At 68.5% G+C, this 20,225-nt stretch carries 19 protein-coding genes; 2 read left to right on the forward strand and 17 right to left on the reverse strand.

The window, feature by feature from the left end; all coding sequences use genetic code 11:
* Positions 1-3 precede the first annotated feature (3 nt).
* The 8 genes from DFJ67_RS34905 to DFJ67_RS34940 all read right to left on the reverse strand — a co-directional run bounded on the left by DFJ67_RS34905 (position 4) and on the right by DFJ67_RS34940 (position 8,752).
* Complete coding sequence (locus DFJ67_RS34905) at positions 4-1,077, reverse strand: polyprenyl synthetase family protein (protein ID WP_203783440.1); 1,074 nt, start codon at positions 1,075-1,077, stop codon at positions 4-6.
* A 204-nt stretch (positions 1,078-1,281) separates the two neighbouring features.
* The gene (locus DFJ67_RS34910; RefSeq protein ID WP_203783442.1) at positions 1,282-2,142 is read right to left on the reverse strand and encodes a ParB/RepB/Spo0J family partition protein; all 861 of its coding nucleotides are present in this window, start codon (positions 2,140-2,142) and stop codon (positions 1,282-1,284) included.
* A gap of 293 nt (positions 2,143-2,435) precedes the next feature.
* A complete protein-coding gene (locus DFJ67_RS34915; RefSeq protein ID WP_116072894.1) occupies positions 2,436-3,650 on the reverse strand; it encodes a 3-deoxy-7-phosphoheptulonate synthase in 1,215 nt (404 codons plus the stop codon).
* 45 nt (positions 3,651-3,695) lie between these two features.
* On the reverse strand, positions 3,696-3,947 hold the full coding sequence (locus tag DFJ67_RS34920) for an acyl carrier protein (protein WP_116072896.1): 252 nt from the start codon (positions 3,945-3,947) through the stop codon (positions 3,696-3,698).
* A gap of 49 nt (positions 3,948-3,996) precedes the next feature.
* On the reverse strand, positions 3,997-5,013 hold the full coding sequence (locus DFJ67_RS34925; protein ID WP_116072898.1) for a beta-ketoacyl-ACP synthase III: 1,017 nt from the start codon (positions 5,011-5,013) through the stop codon (positions 3,997-3,999).
* Between the two features lie 32 nt (positions 5,014-5,045).
* Positions 5,046-6,644 (reverse strand): FAD-dependent monooxygenase, encoded by a 1,599-nt coding sequence (locus tag DFJ67_RS34930; protein ID WP_203783444.1) that lies wholly within the window; start codon positions 6,642-6,644, stop codon positions 5,046-5,048.
* A 60-nt stretch (positions 6,645-6,704) separates the two neighbouring features.
* Positions 6,705-8,420 carry a solute symporter family protein gene (locus tag DFJ67_RS34935; protein ID WP_116072900.1) on the reverse strand — a complete coding sequence of 572 codons (1,716 nt, stop codon included), beginning with the start codon at positions 8,418-8,420 and terminating at the stop codon, positions 6,705-6,707.
* On the reverse strand, positions 8,417-8,752 hold the full coding sequence (locus tag DFJ67_RS34940) for a DUF485 domain-containing protein (protein ID WP_116072902.1): 336 nt from the start codon (positions 8,750-8,752) through the stop codon (positions 8,417-8,419). Before DFJ67_RS34940 ends, DFJ67_RS34935 begins: the two co-directional genes overlap by 4 nt.
* 231 nt (positions 8,753-8,983) lie before the next feature.
* Between DFJ67_RS34940 and DFJ67_RS34945 the strand changes: the two genes are divergently transcribed.
* Entirely contained in the window at positions 8,984-9,724 is a 741-nt protein-coding gene (locus DFJ67_RS34945) for a DUF6081 family protein (RefSeq protein WP_116072904.1), read from the forward strand.
* On the opposite strand, the gene DFJ67_RS34950 is transcribed toward DFJ67_RS34945, so the two are convergent.
* A complete protein-coding gene (locus tag DFJ67_RS34950; RefSeq protein ID WP_116072906.1) occupies positions 9,717-10,418 on the reverse strand; it encodes an SDR family NAD(P)-dependent oxidoreductase in 702 nt (233 codons plus the stop codon). The genes DFJ67_RS34945 and DFJ67_RS34950 overlap by 8 nt on opposite strands.
* A gap of 218 nt (positions 10,419-10,636) precedes the next feature.
* Here DFJ67_RS34950 and DFJ67_RS34955 point away from each other — a divergent pair, with 218 nt between their 5' ends.
* Positions 10,637-12,193: a vanadium-dependent haloperoxidase gene (locus DFJ67_RS34955; RefSeq protein ID WP_203783445.1), complete on the forward strand. Its 1,557-nt coding sequence runs from the start codon at positions 10,637-10,639 to the stop codon at positions 12,191-12,193.
* Between the two features lie 32 nt (positions 12,194-12,225).
* Here the strand turns inward: DFJ67_RS34955 and DFJ67_RS34960 are convergent, their stop codons facing one another.
* The 8 genes from DFJ67_RS34960 to DFJ67_RS34995 are packed head-to-tail and all read right to left on the reverse strand — an operon-like array spanning position 12,226 to position 20,181.
* Positions 12,226-12,864 (reverse strand): isochorismatase family protein, encoded by a 639-nt coding sequence (locus DFJ67_RS34960; RefSeq protein ID WP_116072908.1) that lies wholly within the window; start codon positions 12,862-12,864, stop codon positions 12,226-12,228.
* Positions 12,865-12,892: 28 nt separating this feature from the next.
* Positions 12,893-13,678 (reverse strand): 2,3-dihydro-2,3-dihydroxybenzoate dehydrogenase, encoded by a 786-nt coding sequence (locus tag DFJ67_RS34965; RefSeq protein WP_116072910.1) that lies wholly within the window; start codon positions 13,676-13,678, stop codon positions 12,893-12,895.
* Positions 13,678-14,868, reverse strand: a complete 1,191-nt coding sequence (locus DFJ67_RS34970) for an FAD-dependent monooxygenase (protein ID WP_116072912.1) — start codon at positions 14,866-14,868, stop codon at positions 13,678-13,680. The genes DFJ67_RS34965 and DFJ67_RS34970 overlap by 1 nt, the downstream gene beginning before the upstream one ends.
* 10 nt (positions 14,869-14,878) lie before the next feature.
* Complete coding sequence (locus DFJ67_RS34975; protein WP_116072914.1) at positions 14,879-16,186, reverse strand: phenylacetate--CoA ligase family protein; 1,308 nt, start codon at positions 16,184-16,186, stop codon at positions 14,879-14,881.
* The gene (locus DFJ67_RS34980; RefSeq protein WP_203783447.1) at positions 16,183-16,914 is read right to left on the reverse strand and encodes an amidohydrolase family protein; all 732 of its coding nucleotides are present in this window, start codon (positions 16,912-16,914) and stop codon (positions 16,183-16,185) included. Before DFJ67_RS34980 ends, DFJ67_RS34975 begins: the two co-directional genes overlap by 4 nt.
* Positions 16,915-16,956: 42 nt before the next feature.
* Positions 16,957-18,060, reverse strand: a complete 1,104-nt coding sequence (locus DFJ67_RS34985; RefSeq protein WP_116072918.1) for a 3-dehydroquinate synthase II — start codon at positions 18,058-18,060, stop codon at positions 16,957-16,959.
* Between the two features lie 30 nt (positions 18,061-18,090).
* Positions 18,091-18,915 (reverse strand): 2-amino-3,7-dideoxy-D-threo-hept-6-ulosonate synthase, encoded by an 825-nt coding sequence (locus DFJ67_RS34990; protein WP_116072920.1) that lies wholly within the window; start codon positions 18,913-18,915, stop codon positions 18,091-18,093.
* Between the two features lie 15 nt (positions 18,916-18,930).
* Entirely contained in the window at positions 18,931-20,181 is a 1,251-nt protein-coding gene (locus DFJ67_RS34995) for an aspartate kinase (protein WP_239097110.1), read from the reverse strand.
* Positions 20,182-20,225: the final 44 nt, after the last annotated feature.

The raw sequence follows: 20,225 nt of genomic DNA on the forward strand, positions 1-20,225 counted from the left end.
CCCTCAGCAGTCGCGGTAGGCGACGAGTCGGGCCATCTCGACGAGCTCTTCCCGCCAGCCCGCTGCCAGCGGTACCTTCGCAATGGCCTGGCAGCCGTCATCGACGAGCCGGTCGATGTGTCGTTCGATGTCGACCCGCACGCCCGTCTCGCGCAGGCGGGTGCGCAGCGAGCCCGCACTCATCTCGCCGGCATGCACGAGATCACGGATCTCCAGGTCGCGCTCCATGGCCGCACCCAGCAGAAGCGTCATCTTGTGCGAAGTGAGGTCGAGCCCGTCGGGCTTGCCGGTGACCTGCCCATCGCCGAAGGCATCCATGATGTCGTCGCGGAGCTGGAACGCCTCGCCGATCGCGGCGCCGTACGCTTCGAACGCGTTCCCCAGGTCGGGCCGGCCGGCGATCGCCGCGCCGACTTCGAGCGGACGGTGGATCGTGTAACGACCCGACTTCGACAGGGCTATCCACCGCGCCAGGTCAGGATCGACGGGGAACTCGGCGGCCGCCGCGACATGCACGTCGACGAACTGCCCAACGATCAGCTCCGTACGCAGCTCCGCCCACAGCGCGTCGACCATCGCCGGTGCGGTCGCCATGAACTGGTCGGCGTAAACCAAAGCCAGGTCACCGGCGAGCACGGCCACGCCCTCGCCGTAACGGCGGTCCTCTCCACGCCAACCGCCCGACCGATGCGACGCCGAGTGCTTCTCGTGCACCGTGGGCACACCCCGACGCCGCGTGGCCGCGTCCATGATGTCGTCGTGAATCAACGCGGCGGCGTGCAGCAGCTCCAACGCCACCGCCGCCCGCAGCACACGGTGGTCGTCAGGATCACCGCCCGCCGCCAGGTAGCCGCTGATGCAGAAGGCCGGACGGACCCGCTTCCCGCCGGCCCCCACGAGGTCGGCGACCGAGCTGACGAGGTCGGACGCGCTGCTGTACGCCGTCGACCGACGCTCCTGCTCCTCTCGGAAGAACGCGCGAAGCCGCTCCTCCAGCAACTCCATCAGGTGCTCTCGGACCTTCCGCGGCGGCGCGGTTGGGGCGCGTTCGCCCAGCGTGGTATCGATCGTGGTCACGTAGTCTCCCCCGTGCTACGGCTATTAACGTTGGCTAGGAGCGCTCGGTCGGTTCCGCACGTGGCAAGATCGGCACAGCGATGAGAGCCGGCCACAACGGACAGACTCCGATCAGGATCGGATCCCGAGGCGACCCGCCGTCCACCGCGATGAGGTTCCACGGCCGGCGTGATGGCTGCGCGGGCCCGTCTTCCGTTGACGTCGTCACGTCGCCTTCTCCTCGAGCTCCTGGGCCATCGCGAGCCATGCTCCGGCGCACGAACGAGCCAGTTCCGCGACGGACTTGCGCCAATGAGGCGGCACGGCGCCGATGATCCCGCTCCACTCGGAAGGGTCGACGACGTGAGCGTCGACCCAGCGGACGAACGCACGGCCGCTCTCGGCATACTTCACCGCAGGATCCCTGATCAGGTTGCCGCGGACCGACGGCCATTGCACGTTCTGGCGTGCACCGACCGTCCTGTTTCGCAACGCGGGCGCGGGTTCGCTGGACGGGTCCGAACCATCCGCTGGACCGCGCTGGACTGGCAGAACTGGGTCGTGGCCAGCCAGTAGCCGGGCGCGGACGTCCCGCGCCGTCCCCACCGAGATGCCTGCCTCCTGAGCGATGGCACGCAACGGGGCATCGGGGTTCAAAGCGATGACCGCGCCGGCGCGCCGCCGACCCGATGAACCGTCGATCGGCCGGACCCGCCCGTCTCGGCCGAGCCTGCTGCCGTCCAGCTCGGCGGGAAGGGCGACCCGGCGTCTGATCGAGCTCGCCGTGGTGGGCGACAGTCCGACGGCGGCCGCGACCGCCCGGTCCGACCACTGTGGATAATGGCTGAGGATGCGGATGGCGGCAGCCTCCCGATCGGCGAGCGAGAGCGGCAGACCGTGCTTGATGTTGGCGTGGACAGACAACAGGAACGCTTGCGCTTCGTCGCCGTCGAAGAACGTGACGGGGATGGTCTCGTCACCCCTGAGCTTGGCGGCCCGCAGTCGATGCATTCCGTCGATGACCCGCATCGTGCTGCGGTGCACCGTGATCGGCGGAAGCTCTCGCGCCGCGACCAGCAGCACCACGTGCTCGGGATTCTCCCCCGCCAACCGGGGCGAGTCGCCTGGCGACAACGACGACACCGAAACCCAGACCGGCCCTGTGTCGTCTCGCGACGTGGGCGCCAGGACTATGCTCTCTGCTTGCGGGTCCTCGACGTTGCTCGGCATCCGGACACTCACCTATCAGTAGGTAGGGTTGGTGTAAGGACGGCAGTCGATCCTGCGGCAGTGCAGTCTGCCCTGGGAATCATCGCGAGCTGGCATCGACAAGAGCAACAGTGGCCGCGGCCCGGCGCGAGTAGTTGTGCACTACTCGGTCAGGTAGTGCCCGATGACCATGCTTCGATCAGGGCGGCCGCCTGCCACGGGTTGAGCCGGGGATCGCACAGCGAGGTGTAGTGGCGCTGGAGTTCGTCCTCGTCCGCCACCGGTCCCCCCACGCACTCCGTCACGTCCTGCGCCGCGACCTCGATGTGCAGCCCTGAGGCGGGTTGGCCCTGCGCATCCAGGATCTCCCGGAACCGGACAGCCTCGGCGGTCATGTCGCCGAGGTAACGGGTTTTCAGCCCCGTCGGCAGCCGCCTGGTGTTGCCGTGCATGGGGTCGCTCAACCAGATCGCCGGATGCCCGGCGTTGGCCACGGCCCGGACGATCGGCGGCAATGCGTCCGCGATCCGATCCCTACCCATCCGGGCGATGAGGACGAGCCGGCCGGGTTCGCGGCGCGGATCCAGAGCCGCGCAGACCGCAAGCACGTCGTCGGTGTTGGCTCGGGGTCCGATCTTGCATCCGACGGCGTTGGCCACCGAGGACAGCATGGCCACGTGCGCCCCGTCCGGCTGGCGGGTGCGTTCACCCAGCCACGGCAAATGGGTCGAGCTCAGGTAGAGATCGCTGGAGTCCGGATCCCGGCGGATCAGCCGGGACTCGTAGTCGACCACGAGTGCTTCGTGGCTCGACCACGGCCCGTCCGGCGGGCCCGCGTCAAGATCGCCCTGGCGGTAGGTCCGCATCACCCGCTGCACCAGGTCGCTGGCCTCGTACGCCCAGACCATCCGGCGCGGATGGGCCTTGCGCGTCTCCGAGGTGCCGATGTCGGAATTGATCATGTGTCCGCGGAAGGACGGGATCCTGACGGCTTCGTACCATTCGTTCGCCGCGGACCGTGGTTTGGCGAACTGGCCGCCCATGCGTCCAACCCTGACGACGTGCCTGCCGGTGAGCTCGGCGAGCCGATCACCGAGCGAGTCGATGACCTTCAGCTTCTCTGAGGTGTGCCGAGGCGTGCATTCATAAAAGCTCTCGGCACAGTCGCCGAGTTGCAGCACGAGGGCGCCGGTCGATACCAGGTTCGCCAACGCCTCCCGCAGCTGTCGAGTCTCTGTCGCCGTCACCAGCGGCGGCGCCGAGGACAGGAAGCGGCATGCTTCGTCGTACGCGGGGTGATCACGCCATTCTGGTTGCTGGACCGCGGGCATGTTCTCCCACGGACCGACGTGAACGAGGTCCGCGAACGAGCCATGTTGCTGCATGTGTCCTCCAGTCGACGGCGCGGCGAACGCATCCGTACGGGTGATTCAGGCTTTGACGCCTTTGGCCTCGAGCATGGCCACGGTGCCGGCGATGGTGGCGGCTTCGGTCATCTCCGCCTCGCTGACGAAGACGTCATACCGACTACTCAGTGCGACGGCGACCTCGACCAGGACCAGCGAGTCCAGATCGAGGCTGTCGTAGGAGGTCTCGGCGGTGATGTCGTCCGGCGCGCCGTACGTCTCGGTCATGAGCTTCAAAAGCTCTTCGGTGATGGTCTGTCGGGTCCGGATAGTCATCGCGGTGGTCTCGCTTTCTACTCGTGTCGAAAGGCAATGCCGGAACTGATCAGGCGGCGTTGAGGTCGGGCCAGATGAGCGCCGCGGCCCCCCAGGTCAGGCCTCCTCCGAAGGCGGTGAGCAGGACGCGGGAACCCGGTGTCAGCGTTCCGTTGGCAGCCGCGTCGCACAGGGCGAGCGGGATCGACGCCGCCGAGGTGTTGCCGACCCGGTCGACGTTGACGACGGCCCGCTCCTCGGGGAGCCCGAGCCACCCCGCCAGCGCGCGAAGGATGCGGATGTTCGCCTGGTGGCCGACCAGATGGTCGATGGAGTCCCTTGGCCAGCCGATCCGGGCCAGCACCAGCGAAGCCGACTCGCCCATCCGGGTGACTGCTTCGGCGAACACCTTGGTGCCCTGCATGGTGAAGTAGCGGTCCCGCGGGTCGGGCTCACCCAGCGTGGACCGCTGCCGAGACCCGCCGGCCGGGACCAGGATGAGATCCGCGCGCGAGCCGTCCGAACCGAGGTCGACACCGAGCAGCACGCCGGGTCGGTCGGCCTCGGGGACGGCGTGCAGCACGACGGCTCCGGCCCCGTCGCCGAAGATGACCGATGTCGTCCGGTCGGCCGGGTCGAGGATGGTCGAGTAGGTCTCAGCGCCGATGACCAGCACCCGCCGGGCCTGTCCGGCGACGATCTGGGCCGATGCGGTTGCCAGGGCGTAGACGAACCCGGAACACACTGCGGCGATGTCGTACGCGGCGACGGTGCCCAACCCCAGACGCGCCGCGACCTGTGGGGCCGTGGCCGGGCAGGGATGGTCGGGTGTCGTGGTCGCCAGAATGACGGCGTCCACCGCGCCCGGCGCCAACGGAAGGTTCGCCGACTTGAGCGCGCGGTGTCCCGCCTCGACCGCGAGGTCACTGGTGGCGACCCCGGGTCCCGCCCAGTGTCGGGTGCGAATCCCGGTCCTGCTGGTGATCCACTCCTCGGAGGTGTCCAAGGTGGCTGCGAGCTCGCCGTTGGTGACTTGCCGCGGCGGTAGGAAGCCGCCCAGTCCGGCGAGCGCGGCGTAGTGCGTCATGCGGGTGCCCCTCGTGTTGTTCGGTTCGGATATCAACCGGCGCCGCGTACGCGCCGCACCACGGCGGCCGGGTCACCGCCCACCGTGTTCCCGCGCCAGGCGACGTGGTGGTCGGGCCGGACCAGGACGAGGTCGCGCTCCCAGACCTCGCGAGCCCAGGGATCGGACACCACCCGGTGCGCGACCGGCGTGCCCTGCGCGGTCGCGGCTTCCAGCAGCGGTCCGGCGCGCCCGTCGTCAACGAAGTCGACGAGCGTGAAGGACGCGCCGAAGCGGTCGTAGATGGGGCCGCCGTCCTCCAGGATCACGCTGGGCGAGCGGGCGCCGGGCCACGTCGTCGGTGTGTAGGCGGTCGGGGTCCACGGGGGTTCGGGCGAGCCCTCGTGGCAGACGACAGGCGAGTCATTGTGGCGATAGCCCAACTCGACCCCCCTGTATTCGTTCTCACCGCGCGATGCGGTGAGAAACGACCCCAAGGCATCGAGCGCGGCACCGTGGCGCAGCATCCGACCCGCCTCGAGGTGCACGCCGAGATGTCGACGCGAGGTATGCAGGTTGCGCAGGCCCACCGGGCGGCGCTCGGCCTCATAGCTGTCCAGCAGTCCCGAACCGCCGTACCCGTTGATTAGTCCTGCGATCTTCCAGGCGGCGTCGATGGCGTCGCCGATGCCGGTGTTCATCCCGTAGGCGCCGGTCGGGAACATGCGATGGGCCGAATCGCCTGCGAGGAGCACCCGCCCGACCTGGTACCGGTCGGCGAGCATGAAGCCGGGTCGCCAACGCGAGGTTTGCAGCACCTTGTCGATCTTGAGGTCGACCCGCATCGTGTCGCGCAGGAAGGCGGCCGGGTCGGCCGGTGGGGCGTCGAACTCCGTCGCGTCCATTCCGTTGACGTGTGCCGTCCACGTGTCGACCTCGTCCTGGGCGATGATGACGTACCGGAAGGCGAAGTAATGCCAGAACCGCCCGTGCCGGTGCAGCGTGCTCAGGTCGCGGCTTTTGAAGTGCACCATGAACGCGCCGGGCAGTCCCGGAACGTCAAAGCTCTCCTCGCCGACGCCGAGCACCGTGCGGACCCGGCTTCGGGCGCCGTCGCAGCCGAGTACGTAGCGCGATCGCATCCGGACCCGTTCGTCGGTCAGCATGTCGATCAGCTCGCTGGACACCGAGTCGTCGTCCTGGGACAGGGACTCGAACCGCAGACCCGCTCGCATTTCGACAAGCGGGTCGCGCCGGCAACGCGCACGAAGGACCGGCTCCAGGTCGACCTGGGAGATCCGCTGACCGGGCTCGACCGGTTGAGTGCCGTCGTTACGGTCGGCGATGCGCCTGCGTTCCTCCTGCACCGAAGGGAGCTTCCAGGTGGAGATCGGCTCGCCCGCGAGGCCGGTTGACCAGATGACGTCGGCTGGATGCTCGGGCCCGACACCGGCGTCGCGGACGTCGTCCGCGACGCCGAGCTGCCGGAGGAACTCCATGCTGCGGGCGTTGACATAGTCGAGTTTCGGGTGGTCCGAGGTCTCGAACGCCTCGTCGACGAGCACGCTGCGCACACCCTGACGGGCTAGCGCCAAGGCGGCGGCCATGCCGACAGGGCCGGCGCCCACGACCAGAACCGGTACCGGATCCACTCTCGACCTCCCGAAAAGGTGTGGGGCGGCAATCACCACCCCACACCGTTCGTGGTTTGTTCAGTGCGTTTCGCTGAGGGTCCGGCCGGACCGATCGAGCCCGTTGAGGCTCGTGGCAGTGGCGGTCTGCTCCGGCTCCCGCCGCGCGGGGATGGTGGCGCCGGTCAGCGCCCGGACCCGCATCTCCGCGAAGGCGGCGTCGTTGCGCTCACGGCTGGTCAAGGTGCCGATGAATCCGAACAGGAAGCCGAGCGGCGCGCCGACCAGACCTGGTTCGAAGTCGATGAACTTGAAGTCGGCGTCGGGAAACAACGCGGTGGGGTCGCCTGAGACACCGTTCGAGAACACCACCATGAACAGGGTGACGGCTATTCCGCCGTAGACGGTCCACATCAGACCCGCGGTGTTATACCTCCGCCAGAACAGCGAGAGGACCACCGCCGGCAGGACGCTGGCGGCACCGATGTCTATCGACGTAGGAATGAAGATGTGGGTGAGCTGCGTCATCATCACCATGCCACCGACCAGAGAGACGATGCCGAGGATTAGCACGTTACGCCGTACGTCCTTCAACTCTGCCGGCCGGTCGTCTGGCAGGCCACGCGCCGCGCGAAGGTCGCGCGTGACCGAAGTGACGGCATTGAGCAGCAGGACCGCGAAGATGGCACCGACCGATAGCAGGGCGATCGCCCCGAGCGCACCTGTCGCCCACGACCCGCCCAGCTCGTCGGCAATCTTGGGCAGGGTGATGTCACGGTGAGCGGCGACCTTGCCGATGGCCTCTCCACCGAGAATCGCGACCGCGCCCAATCCGATCACGATCATGCATGCCCAGAACCCGATGGTGATGATCGCCGCCCAACCGGCGGTCTGGCGCGCGGCTCGGCCGCTGCGCGCCACGAAGAACCGCATGAACAGGAACGGCATCCCGATGGCGCCGACAGCGATGGCGAACGCCTTCGACAGGTGGACCCACGGGTCCTGGCCGGAGTTGAAGGTGGCGCCCTCGCCGAACAGACGACCGGTGGTCAACAGTTCGCCGCGGGGGTTCGGTGCAGCGTTTGCCTCAGCGTCGTTGAGCAGGTCGAAGATATTGAGCTTGTATTTCGCGAGAATCGCGACGGTCAACACCGCGACGAACGCCATCATCAGCGACACCTTTAGCACCAGCACGCGGGTGATTCCGGGCATGCCACCCACGTAGACCGCCGCGATAGCGAGCAGGCCCACGATGCCAACCGTCAACGCGACAATGGGCACGTCCACCGTGGGACTCGTCGTGAACATCCGGCTTGCCACGAAGCCCATCGAGCCGACCGCGATGACGTTGAACATGCCGAAGATGCCGAGCGTCAATACCGCGGAGGCCAGCCGCGCCGGACGTTTCCGGGCCCGAATCGCGAACAGGTCGCCGATCGTGTAGGCGTTCAGGTTGCGCATCGGCCCGGCGTAGATCAGCACGGCGAGGACCGTGGAGATCACGAACGCGGTCAGCAGGAGAATGGCGTCGAAGCCGTTCAACGCGACGTGCCCGACGATGATGATCACCGTCGAGTACATGATGCCGCCGGCGACGTGAGCGAGGGCGTTCTGCCCGACGCCGATGCGTCGACCGGCGAGCAGGAAGTCGGCCTGGGTGCGTATGCCACCGCGGGCCGAGTAGGCCAGGGCAAAGGCCACAATCCCGAGGACGACGACAATCACGGTGGCGATACCGGGCGCGGCCCAGGTGTTGTCGACAGGTGGTGGCGGCGGCGCCGCGAGGATGTCACTCATCGCAGACCTCCTTCCAGGTCCATCCGGATCGCCTCGCCGGCGGGATCCAGGCGCTTGCTGGCGAACCTCATATAGGCCAGTGAGACCGCGGCCACGAGCACGAACGACAGGACCAGGAACAGCATGCCCACGTTCAGCGGCCCACCGATCCCCTGCCGGAACACGCCGGGCACGAAGGCCGCCAGCGAGATGCCGACGAACCACCACCCGTAGAACAGCACGCTCACCCACACGATGAAGCCGTTCGAGCGGCGTTGCAGCGCCTGGAACTCGGCGCTGTCGTACACTGCGGAATACTGGTCATCGGCGCTCGCCGAGTCCCCCGTGTCCATGACCCCTCCGCTACCCATGACACCTCCTCTGCCCAGGACGGCGGGCCGATGGCCGGCAGCGTCCTGAAAACGACCCCTGACGTGGCGCTCGGTACTGCGACAGTCTCAATCAGTGCACCCCAGGGCCGGCATCGCCCATTCACGGTATGTACGGGCCACTCTGGAAAATGGCGTACGAATCGCGTGTACGAGTGATGTCCACGGCCGACCGCAGGGACAGACCGTTGATTCATGACGGCTGCTCTGAGCACCGACGCGTGGACGTACGACGACTTCACCGGTCTCGAGCTCGATCCCGCGCGCTGGGCCATCATGTCGATCGCGGGGGCCGACGGCACGACGCACCAGTACCAGGACCGCAACGCGCAGGTACGCACCGGGGACGGTCGGCTGGAGCTGAGCGTCAACCCGTTCAGCCGGTTCCACGACACCGACCCACGACAGAACAACGCCAAGCAGATGTACCGTTCGGTGCGGCGGTTCGCCACCCCGGTGGCCGGGCGCCTGACGTTCGAGGTCGAGATGGGGATACGGACGTACGGCCAGGTTCCGTACGACCCGCTCGACGCCTTCGGCACGGTGAACCTGTTCGACCTCGCGACCGGCGTGGTCCTCAATGCCGCCGCGACCAACGACACTTTGTACGCGGTCGTCGAGCGGCTGGCGCTCCCCGGCGTCACCAGCCCAGACGAGCACTACATCCACCGTGTGGTTTTGAACGTGCCCACCGAGCCGGGACTGCCGCACCGGTACGCCATCTCATACCTGGCCGGCGCCCCGGAGGTGGAGTTCCGCGTCGACGGTCTGTTGGCGTACTGGACCCGGCTGCCCGTGCCGGTCAGCGGGTTCCACGCCGGCATGGCGTTGTTCTCGGCCCGCGATCTCACCCGCTACCCGCGCTCGCAACGCGAACGGGGCCAGGGTGCGTCCGGCTGGTGGGGACCCTGGCGGATCACGACCCGCTTCAGATGAGCGTCTCTCCGCCGTCGATGTTCAGGTTGACGCCGTTGATGGCCGGGTTCTCCAGCAGGAAGGTGATCGCACCGGTGCAGTCCCCCATCGTGACCGGCCGCTTCGTCAGGGCCCGCGACAAGGCGGCGTCCCGGGCAGCCGGCTTGTCGCTCCAGAATGGAGTGTCCGACACGATGCTCGGGTGCAGGGCGTTGACCCGGATCGGCGAGAGCTCGACCGCCAGCGTCCGGACCAGTGCGCCGATGCCACCGTTCGCGGTCGTCACGGTCGTGGATCCCGGATACGGTCGGTGGCTCGCCAGGCCCCCGATCAGCACGGCCGCGCTCTTCTCCATCATTCGTGGGGCGAGGACGGACATGACGGTCGTGTAGCCGACTAGCTTGACGGTCAGCAGCCTGACCGCGTCGTCGGAGCGGTAGTCGCGAACCGCATTGTAGTCGCGATCGAGAGCGGACAAAACCAACCAGTCGACACGCTCCACGCTGGATAGACCCGTCGCGGCCTCGCCTGGGCCGGACAGGTCCAATGCGAGCCCGCGCGTTCGCCCACCGATCTCGTCGGCGACGCGCTTGCTGCGCTCCGCGGTGCGACCGGTGATGATCACATCGCTTCCCCGGTCGGCACACGACTGGGCGAAATGACGGCCGATACCCGACGTCCCGCCGATGACGACGACGTGCATGCGCTCGAGCATGGGAATTCCCTTCGGCATCGCGGTCACGACCGTTCGGCCGTCCGCCGACCGTAGCCCGGCGACGCGCGGGGCGCGCACCCCGCGTTCGCGGTATTCCGGCGACGGGCGCTCGCCGCTGACTACTCGGGTAGGTAGTGGACGGACCCGAGATCGCTCGCGAATCCTGGCTCCCGGAACGGAATCCGCGAGTCTCGCGTCGACAGGGAAGAGGGCACATCATGACCGCATCTGAAGGTTCTCCCGACCCAGGATTCTCAACTCGCCGCCGGTCGCTGCTCATCGGCGGGCTCGGCACGGCGTCGACCGCGGTGTTGGCCTCTCTGGCGCACGGTGGCGCAGCGTCGGCCACGCCCTCGAAAGCGGCCGCCGCCACCGGCTTCGACCTCGACACCGGCAACTTCATCATCGAGCTGATCAGCCCGTTCCAGCCCGCCTTCAACGTGATCGCCCCGATGGACGTGACCGTGCTCCACCGCTTCGTTCACCTGTCGGTCGTCTCGTGGTTCGACGCGACCGCGCCGTACCATCCGACGAGGGTCGGACTGCACTCCCGTCTCGGTCGGCGGCCCTCCAGCGAGGCGGCCACCAACCGGAACAAGACCATCGCGGCGCTGCACGCCAACTACCAGGTCATAAAAGGCGTGGAACCGCGGCGGGAGCCGGACTTCCGGGCCGTCATGACCTCGATCGGACTGAACCCGGACGACGAGTCCGAGGATCGGACCAGTCCGGTGGGCCTTGGCAACCTCGCCGGCAAGGCGGTCGTCGCGGCGGCGCTGCGCGACGGGATGAACCAGCTCGGCGACGTCGGCCGGCGCTACAACGGCAAGCCTTACGCCGACTACACCGGTTATCGACCCGTCAACACGCCATTCGAACTGGAACACCCTTCACGCTGGCAGCCCAACCTCGGTCCGCACGGCCGTCGCCTCGGTGGCGGCGGGGGCGACCTGGGCATCTTCGTCGCCCAGCAGTTCGCCACACCGCAGCTGCGGCTGGTCAAAGCGCACAGCTTCGGCGACCCGCGGCAGTTCGCGCTCGCCGCGCCCGACCACATCGACCACACGCGGCCACGGGACTACAGGCGCTCGGTGGACGAGATCATCGAGGCCTCGGCCGCGCTCACCGACCGGCAGAAGGTGGCGGCCGAGTACTTCGACGACAAGACGATGGGGCTGGGCCAGTCCGTGGGCTTCGCGGCGATCGCGCACCTCGATCGCCTGACGCTGGACGACATGATCGATCTCGGCTTCACCACCTCCGTGGCGATCTTCGACGCCATGATCGCTTGCTGGCACCAGAAGCACAGGTATGACGCCGTGCGCCCGTTCAGCGCGATCCGGCACCTCTACGGACGTCAGAAGCTGACCGCCTGGGGTGGCCCCGGCAAGGGCACGGTCGACGACATCCGCGGCGACGAGTGGTCCAGCTACCTGAACACCGGGGACCACCCCGACTACCCGTCCGGGTCCACCGTGCTCTGCTCCGCGGAGGCACAGGCGGCACGGCGGTTCCTCGGTGACGACGTGCTGAACCTGCGGCACGTCTCCCGGGCCGGCTCGACCCTGCGGGAGCCGGGGCGTTCCCCCGCCAGCGACGTCGAGCTGTTCTACCCCACCTGGGACGCGTTCGTGAAGGAGTGCGCCATCAGCCGGGTGTGGGGTGGGGTGCACTTCAAGAAGACCGTCGAGCGGTCGATCGTCTTCGGCGAGCAGTTCGGCGACCTCGCCTACCGCTGGGCCCAGCGCTACATCCGCGGCGACGTCGACAACTGAGACGTCGGGATGGGCTCACCTGGAGAGCTCGTTCACCTCTCCAGGTGAGCCAGTACCTCTGACAGCGGCAGCGGCACGGCACACCGATCCGCGGCATACCGCAGCGCCATGAGGTGGTCGGTCAGCGACAGGTCGGCGAGGGCATCCGCGACGAGGAACGGCTGGATGTCGCGGCTGAAGGCATCGCACGCGGTCATGAGGCAGCCCATGTGCGCGTACACACCGCAAACGACGAGCTGGTCGCGCCCCGCGCGCCGCAGCCGTTCCTCGAGATCGCTGCGGAAGAACGCGCTGTATCGCCATTTGGCCAGCACCGTGTCGCCCGGCGCGGGAGCCACGTCGTCGACGATGCCGCGGTCGTCCTCCACGGCACCCATGCCTGGACCCCAGAAGTCCTGCAACAGCCCCCGGTCCGCCCTGCTCATGCCCCCCGGCTGCGCGGTGTACAGCACCGGCACCCTGGCCGCACGCGCGGCCGCCAGCAGCTTCGTGACGTTGGCGATCAGCTCGGTCATCGGCGGCTCCCCCGCCGAAAACGGGCGCAGGAAGTATCGCTGCATGTCGTGGACCAGCACGGCGGCCCGGTCCGGGTGCGGACGCCAAGCGACGGCCGAACTGGGCACGTCGCCCTGGCCCGGCATCCGGTATGGCGCGATCGGAGTCATCGGCATTGTTGTCCTCCTGGTCGGTCCGGCAACGTCAGACGTGCAGTGCGGCGCCGCCGTCGACGTAGAGGTCGTGCATCGTGACGTGACCTGCCTGGTCGGATACGAGGAACGCGACCGCCTCGGCCACGTCCCGCGGCTGGGCGACCTTGCGCAGCGGAATCCCGATCCGATACGCGGCCGGCGTGCCCTCGATCACCCGGGTGAAGTCCGCGCCCTCACCGACCATCGCCCGCAGCATCGGCGTGTCCGTCGAGCCGGGCGACACGACGTTGCATCGGATGCCGTGGTCCGCCAGCTCCAAACCGAGGCACCGGGTGAACTGGGCCGACGCGGCTTTCGAGGCGGCGTACGCGGCCATCTCCGTACGCGGCACTCCGGCGGCGTTGGACGCCACCGTCACGATCGAGCCCCGCCGGCGGCCGGTCATCCGCCGCGCGACCGCACGCGACAGGTGGAACACGCCGCCGACGTTGACCGCGAAGGTTTCGATCCACTGCCGGTCGGACAGCTCGATCACCCGGCCGGTGTGGAGCACGCCGGCGGCGTTGACGAGGATCGCGATCGGCCCGAGCTCTTCCTCGATGCGTCCGACGAGCGCGTCCACGGCTGCGCTTTCCCGCACGTCGACCACATATCCGCGGGCGGACTCTCCTTCCGCCTCGAGTTTGGTCACCATCGTTGCCAGCGCCTCCGCGTTGTGGTCCACTGCGGCGACGTGCGCTCCGGCACCGGCCAGCACACTGGCCACAGCGGCCCCGATGCCCTGTGCCGCACCGGTGACCAGTGCGACCGTCGACTCGATTCCGGTCAGTTCCATCAGATGCTCCCGCTGGTCGTGGTGACATGTTCGGCGTCGTACGCGAAGAGCCACTCGTGCTGGTCCAGTCCGGACGTGACCTGAGCGGCGGTGTCGCGGAGACGCTGCCCGTCCCCGTCGCCGAGGTGGAACGTCCGGGCGTTGGCGCGGGACCGCCGCTGGATGTCGACCACCCTGGGCAGCCGGACCTCGGCGTAACGGCGCACCGCGGCACCCCACCTGGCTGGACCCGCCGCGGCCAGGCAACGCGCGAGCACGACCGCGTCCTCGATCGCCTGGTTCGCACCTTGAGCCTGGAACGGCAGCATCGGGTGCGCGGCGTCGCCGATGACGACCACTCGTCCGGCACCGAGCCGGTCGATGCTGTCCCGATCGTGCAGCGCCCACCGGCTGACCCGGTCGGCCGCGTCGATCAACCGCGTGACGTCGGTGTGCCAACCGGCGTAAGCCGCGGCCAGGTCGGCAGCGTCGCCGTTGGCCGTCCAGGACTCCTCCGACCAGTCCGAGACGGCCACGGTCGCGCCAAAGCTGACCTGCCGGCCGGCCGAGACGGGATACGACACCACGTGCTTGCCCGGCCCGAACCAGAGCCGCACCCGAGGCTCAGCGACGAGGAACGGCACCCGCCACGCAGGCACGAGCCCCCGGTAGATCGTCTGGCCGGAGTATCGGGGGGTGTCGGTCACGATCTGCTCGCGTACCACCGAGTGGATGCCGTCGGCGCCGACGACGAGGTCCGCGGCCACCGTCGTGCCGTCCGCCAGATGCAGGCGAGCCTCGTTGGCATCCTGTGTCACCGCGGCGAGCCGGACACCGAGATGCACGTGGTCCGGAGGAACTAGGGAGAGCAGGCTTGCCTGAAGGTCGGCCCGATGGACGGTGTAATAGGGGGCACCGAACCGGCGAAGACATAAGTCACCCAGCGGAGTGCGCTGTAACAGCGCCCCGTCGTCCCAACGACGCATCTCGATCGACTCCGGCGCCACGGCGACTTCGGAGAGCCGGTCACGCAGACCCATCCGGTGCAGGAGCCGGGTGGCGTTGGGTGCCACCTGCACCCCCGCCCCCACTTCGGTGAGGCGGGGAGCCTGCTCAAAGATCTGGCATTGGATTCCGGTCCGTCGAAGGGCGGCGGCGAAAACGAGCCCGGCGATTCCGGCCCCGACGACCGCCACCCGCAGGTGCGCCATGTCGTCTCCGTCAGTAGTAGAGAAGCGCTTTGCCCCAGTCCTCGTCGGGACCGAAGAGGCTCCGTGGCTTGACCACGTCCGGCATGCTGGTGAGCGCCTCATAGGGGATCAGTGAACCCGGAGGCAACCCGACCACCTCGCAGTCCGCGCCAAAGGTGTCCCGCACCTTGGCGGTCAGCTCGGCGCATGCCGGTGCCCGGTGCTCCGGCGGCACCTCGATCTCGATGCGCAGCACCGTCGGCTCCGCCCTCGCTCGCCAGAACACCACGCCATGGGACTCCGGTAGCGAGAAGACGACCTCCTCCAGCCGGTGCTGGGTGACGGTGGCCGAGCCAACCTTGTATCCAAAGGCGGATCGGCCGAGGACCTGGACTGTGGGCAGGTTCCATCCGCACAGGCAGTCGTCGTAGGAGACCGACACATTGTCTTCGAGGTTGTAGCGCAGCAGCGGCATCGCTTCGCGGAACAGCGGAGTGACCACGAGCTGGCCGTCGCCCTCCGCGCTGACGGTGCCGGTTCGCGGGTCGTAGACCTCGAACAGCGCACGGTCGGCCCACAGGTGCATCCGGCCGTTCGGGCACTCCCCGGCGAGGCTTCCGGTCTCCGTCGAGCCGTACTCCTCGATGACGGGCACACCCCAGATCCGGCTGATCCGCGCACGACGGGCAGCGGTCAGCGGCTCTCCACCGACGAACAGCGCGCGCAGCGCCGGGAAATCGGTGTCGGGCCGGTGTCCCGCGGCCGCCGCGGTAGCGGCCCAGATGAGGCACTCGGTCGGCACCGACCAGGTCAATGTGACGCCGATGTCGTGCATGACCCGAACCACCCGGGCGTACGGCATCGCCAAGGACCGGTTGTCGCCTGGCACCACGGTGGCGCCGTGCAGCCGGCCCGCCGCGTGCGCGAGGTGCCCAGTCAGCAGCAGCGCGTACGGCGTGCGGACCAGAAACGTGTCTGCGGCCGATATCCCGATCCATTTGCGGGCGAAGCGTTCAGCGAGATCGACCCAGTCCTCGGCCGTGTAGAAGGACGGCGTCGGTTGACCAGCGGTGCCGCTCGACTCGTGATAGGTAGCGAGCTGCTCCTTCGGCACGGCGAGCATGCCGAAGGGGTAGTTGTCGCGCAGATCCTGCTTGCTGGTCAGCGGCAGCGCGGCGAGGTCGGCGGCGGTGGTGGGCAGCGCAGCCGCGGCGAGCGACCGGCGGTAGAAGGGTGAGCGGGACGCCCAAGTGATCGTTTGCGCCAGTTGCTTCTCCTGAAGGCGATGCAGGTCCTCCGGCCCGTGCCACTGGCCGAGCTGGGGCAGGATCGAGGTCACCGCGGCTCCTCTCCTAGCAGTCGATGTGCGTTGTCCCAGGCGATCTGTCGCCACTGCTCGTCCGGTAGCCGCAGCGCGGCGAACTTGGCCAGCTCCACAGTCGGATGCTGAAGGGGGAATTCCGACCCGAACACGACCCGCTCGGCGCCGAGCCGGCTCACCGCTGCGTCGGCCACGCACGCGTAGCCACCCGAGGTCTCCAGCACGATGTTGGCCTCGTCCGTGATCAGAGTCAGTGCGTAGAAGTCGATGTTGCCTATCCCGCTGTGGCCCAGCACGAAGCTTACCGCCGGATGCTGGCGCGCCAGGCTGACCAGGTCGGCAACCCCCGCACCGGGCCGGTCCAAGCAGACGGCGTAGACCGGATGGCCGAACTCCGCCGCCACGCCGACCAGCTCGGCGACGCGAGGATCGGTCAGACCGACACCGTGGACCGCGGGCGAGATCTCCAGCCCACGGAACTCGGCGGCCCGGTCCTTGTAGGCCTGGACCGGGCGATGCGGATTCGCGAAGTAGAACGGCACCAGGCGCCCGGCCGACGCCGCGCAAGTGGCCAACACCGAATCGTTGTCAGCGTCAGTCTCGACGTGGCCGCCGAGGATGAGCTGACGGGAAAGGCGGTCCAGGTCGATGGTGCCGCCCGCGCACACCACCGCCCGGTCGAACCCACATTCGTCCAATATGGATACGAGACGGGCGTCGGCGCCGGGCTTGCGCGCCAGGCGCACATGGAAGTCCAGCACAGGTTGACGGTTCACGACCGGACCCGTTCACTTCTCGATGCAGAACTCGGCGATCGGGTAGCCGACGTGGCGCTGCTCGACCGGCAGGTATCCGAGCACCTTCGCGCCCGGCACCAGCTCCGTGACGTTCAGCACCGAAGCGCCCGGCCCGAGCACCCGCACGTGCCAGTCGTCCTGCACGATGAGGTTGACCTTCACGCCCGAGGGCGAGACCGCGTCGATCGCCAGGAGCGGACGTGTCTCGATCTTGACTCGGCCGACGGTGACCACCCGCGAGTTGCCCTTCGCGTCGACGGCGAGCACCCGGCCGCCGGAGACGAGCTCGCTGAGATAGTTCGTGCGTCCGTTGGCCGACAGCGTGTAGGAATGCAGCGCCCCGGCGTTGACCCGGAACGGCCTCGTGGGCATATACGGCAGCGGGTGGGTCTCGCTGCAACAAAGGATCATGCCGGTCGAGTGGGACCCGACCAGGATGCCCTCGTCGAGCCCGAAGTTCGTGCACGTGTCGACGCAGGCACGTTCGCCCATTCCCACCCGCCGGATGCCGGTGACCTCCAGCTCCACCAGCGACAGGTTCGCTGCCATGCTGACCGCGGCGGCCTTGAGCTCGGTCGCAGCCCCCACGGCGGCCGGCGCGAGCATCACCCCGTCGGACCCGTGTTCCAGGACGCCGAAGACAATCTGCGCTTCCTCGACGTCCGCCACCTCGGTGATGATGCTGCCGTCCGCGCCCGCGGCGGCGGCCAGGACGATCTCCAGCGGGATCTTGGTGGGGTCTCGGAAGTAGAGCACGCTCCACTTCTCGTGGCGCGCGGCGTGGCAGGCCTCTTCAAGGCTCTCCGCGTCCACGATCTCCACGAACCGGCCGAACTCCACATCGGGGAACTGCTCTGCCAGCACTGCCGGGTCTCCGTGGCGACCCGGCTCGACGATGACCAGGTCGGCGGGTTCTAGTTTCTCCGGCAGCGGCCCATTCTGCGGGAACAGCACCTTCTTGACCGTGGGGGGAAGCGACTCCAGGTCCGCCGGGTCGGCCGCCACGATGGCGTCCACCCGCTGATGGAGAGCCTCTTCGACGATGGCCTCCTTGGCCCCGCCGACGTTTCGGATGTCCAGCCAACACAGCTTCACAGGTCTCTCCTTCGCGGATGGTCCGGGAGTTCAGGACGTCAGAGCGAGCCGGTCTTCGATGTCGTACTGCTCGGGAACTTGAGGTGACTCGTGCACCAGCCGCGCGATCCTGGACGCCATCAGGCCCGGCTGGTCGGCCTGGAAGACGTTGCGGCCCATCGCGACTCCGGCAGCGCCGCCGCGCAGCGCGTCGCACACGTAGGCGAGCACGGCGTCAGCGTCGGCCGCACGGGCACCGCCGGCCACGATGACCGGGATCGGGCAGCCGCGGACCGCGTCGGCCATCAACTCCGGCGTGCCCGCGTAGTCGACCTTCACGACGTCGGCGCCGAGATCGGCCGCGAGGGTGGCGGCGTGCGCCAGAAGCTCCGGCGCTCGCCCGTTGGCGATCTTCGGTCCGCGCGCATACACCATGGCGAGCAGCGGCACGTTCCACCGGTCGCACTCCCCAGCCACGGCGCCGAGATCCGCGACCTGCCGTGCCTCCGCGGCGGATCCGAGGTTGACGTGGACGCTGACCGCGTCGGCACCCAGGCGCAGCGCCTCCTCGACGTCGGCGACGAGGTACTTCGCGTCGGGGTCCGGCGCGTGCCGGGTGCTCGCACTCAGGTGGACGATCAATGACATGTCGCCGAACCAGCGGTGGTCGACGTGGCGGAGGCTGCCCTTGTGGAGCACCACGGCGTCGACGCCGGAGCCGGCGAGCTCACCCAGGAGCGAGTTCAACAGATCCGAGCTCAGCGGACCGTCGGTGACTGAGTGGTCCAGCGGGACGACGACCAGCCGCCCGTCGCCGTGGCGGAACAGGCGCCGCAGGCGCAGGGCCCGGGCGAACGAGGCGTTGAGTATGGCCATGGTGTGCTGCCTCTCTCAAGCGATTCCGGACCGGGCAGAGGCGATATCAGTCGGCTCATGCCCGTCAAGGTGGAACTCGCGATGCAGTGTCTCGACCGCCTCGACGGTGCGCTCCCGCGGAACGATCACGGAGATCCGCATCTGAGACGTGGAAATCCAGCTCGTCGGTATCCCGGCGCCGGCCAGGGCCGCCATGAGGCGGGCCGCGTACTCCGGACGGCTCAACAGTCCCATTCCGACCACCGAGACCTTGCCAACGTTCTCATCGAAATGGACGCCGCCACCGAAGCCCGCGGTCAACTCGTGCAACGCGGTGCGGACCGGTTCGGCCTGGCTGCGCTTGACGGTGAACCCCATCCGGAACTCGCTCTCGTACGGCCCCGACCTGGCGACCAGGTCCACCACCGTCCCGCAATCGGCCAGTACAGCGAACACGTCCGGCGCCAGGTCGTGGCGGATCTCGCGGCAATGCACCAACACCCGGGCGACGTCGGTGTCGTGGGTCACCGCCACGACCGCCCGTCGCGTCTCTAGCGGACGGACGTCTTCGCGCTCCACGACAGTCGTTCCGGGCGACTGCGACGACGCGTTTCGGACGCGCACTTCGACCCCTTCCATTGCAGCCAATTCGATGCACCGGGTGTGCAGGACCCGGGCGCCGGCGAACGCCATCTCCGCCATAACGCCGGGCGACACCCACGGCAGCAACCTGGCCGCCGGCAGAATCCGCGGGTCGGCGCTGAACACGCCGTCCACGTCGGTGTATATCTCGCAGGCCGATGCCCGAAGCTGGGCAGCGAGCGCGACCGCCGTCGTGTCGGAGCCACCCCGGCCGAGCGTGGCGATGTCTCCGCTGCCGTCGAGGCCCTGGAACCCGGTGACCACGGCGACCCGCCCGGCGTCCAGGGCCTTCCGCACGCGCAGCGCCTCGATGCGGGAGATGAGCGCGTCACCGTGGCGATCCGTGGTGTGGATCCCCGCCTGAGGTCCGGTCAGCGAGATGGCGGGCACACCGAGCCTGTCGAGCGCCAGGGCCATCAACGCCGCCGACTCTGACTCCCCCACCGCCAGGAGCTGGTCCAGCTCCCGCGACGAACCGGCCGCGCCGACGTCGGCCGCCAACCGCAGCAGGTCGTCCGTCCGGCTCCCGCGAGCCGAGACGACCACGGCGACCGCCGATCCATCGCGCCACGATCGCGCCGTTCGCTCGGCGGCACGACGGACGTGGTCGAGAGTCCGCAGCGAACTACCGCCGTATTTCTGCACCAACGCGCTCACGGTCGTTTTCACCGCCCTCGCCGAAGTGGGAT

Source organism: Asanoa ferruginea (assembly GCF_003387075.1).
Lineage (GTDB): Bacteria > Actinomycetota > Actinomycetes > Mycobacteriales > Micromonosporaceae > Asanoa > Asanoa ferruginea.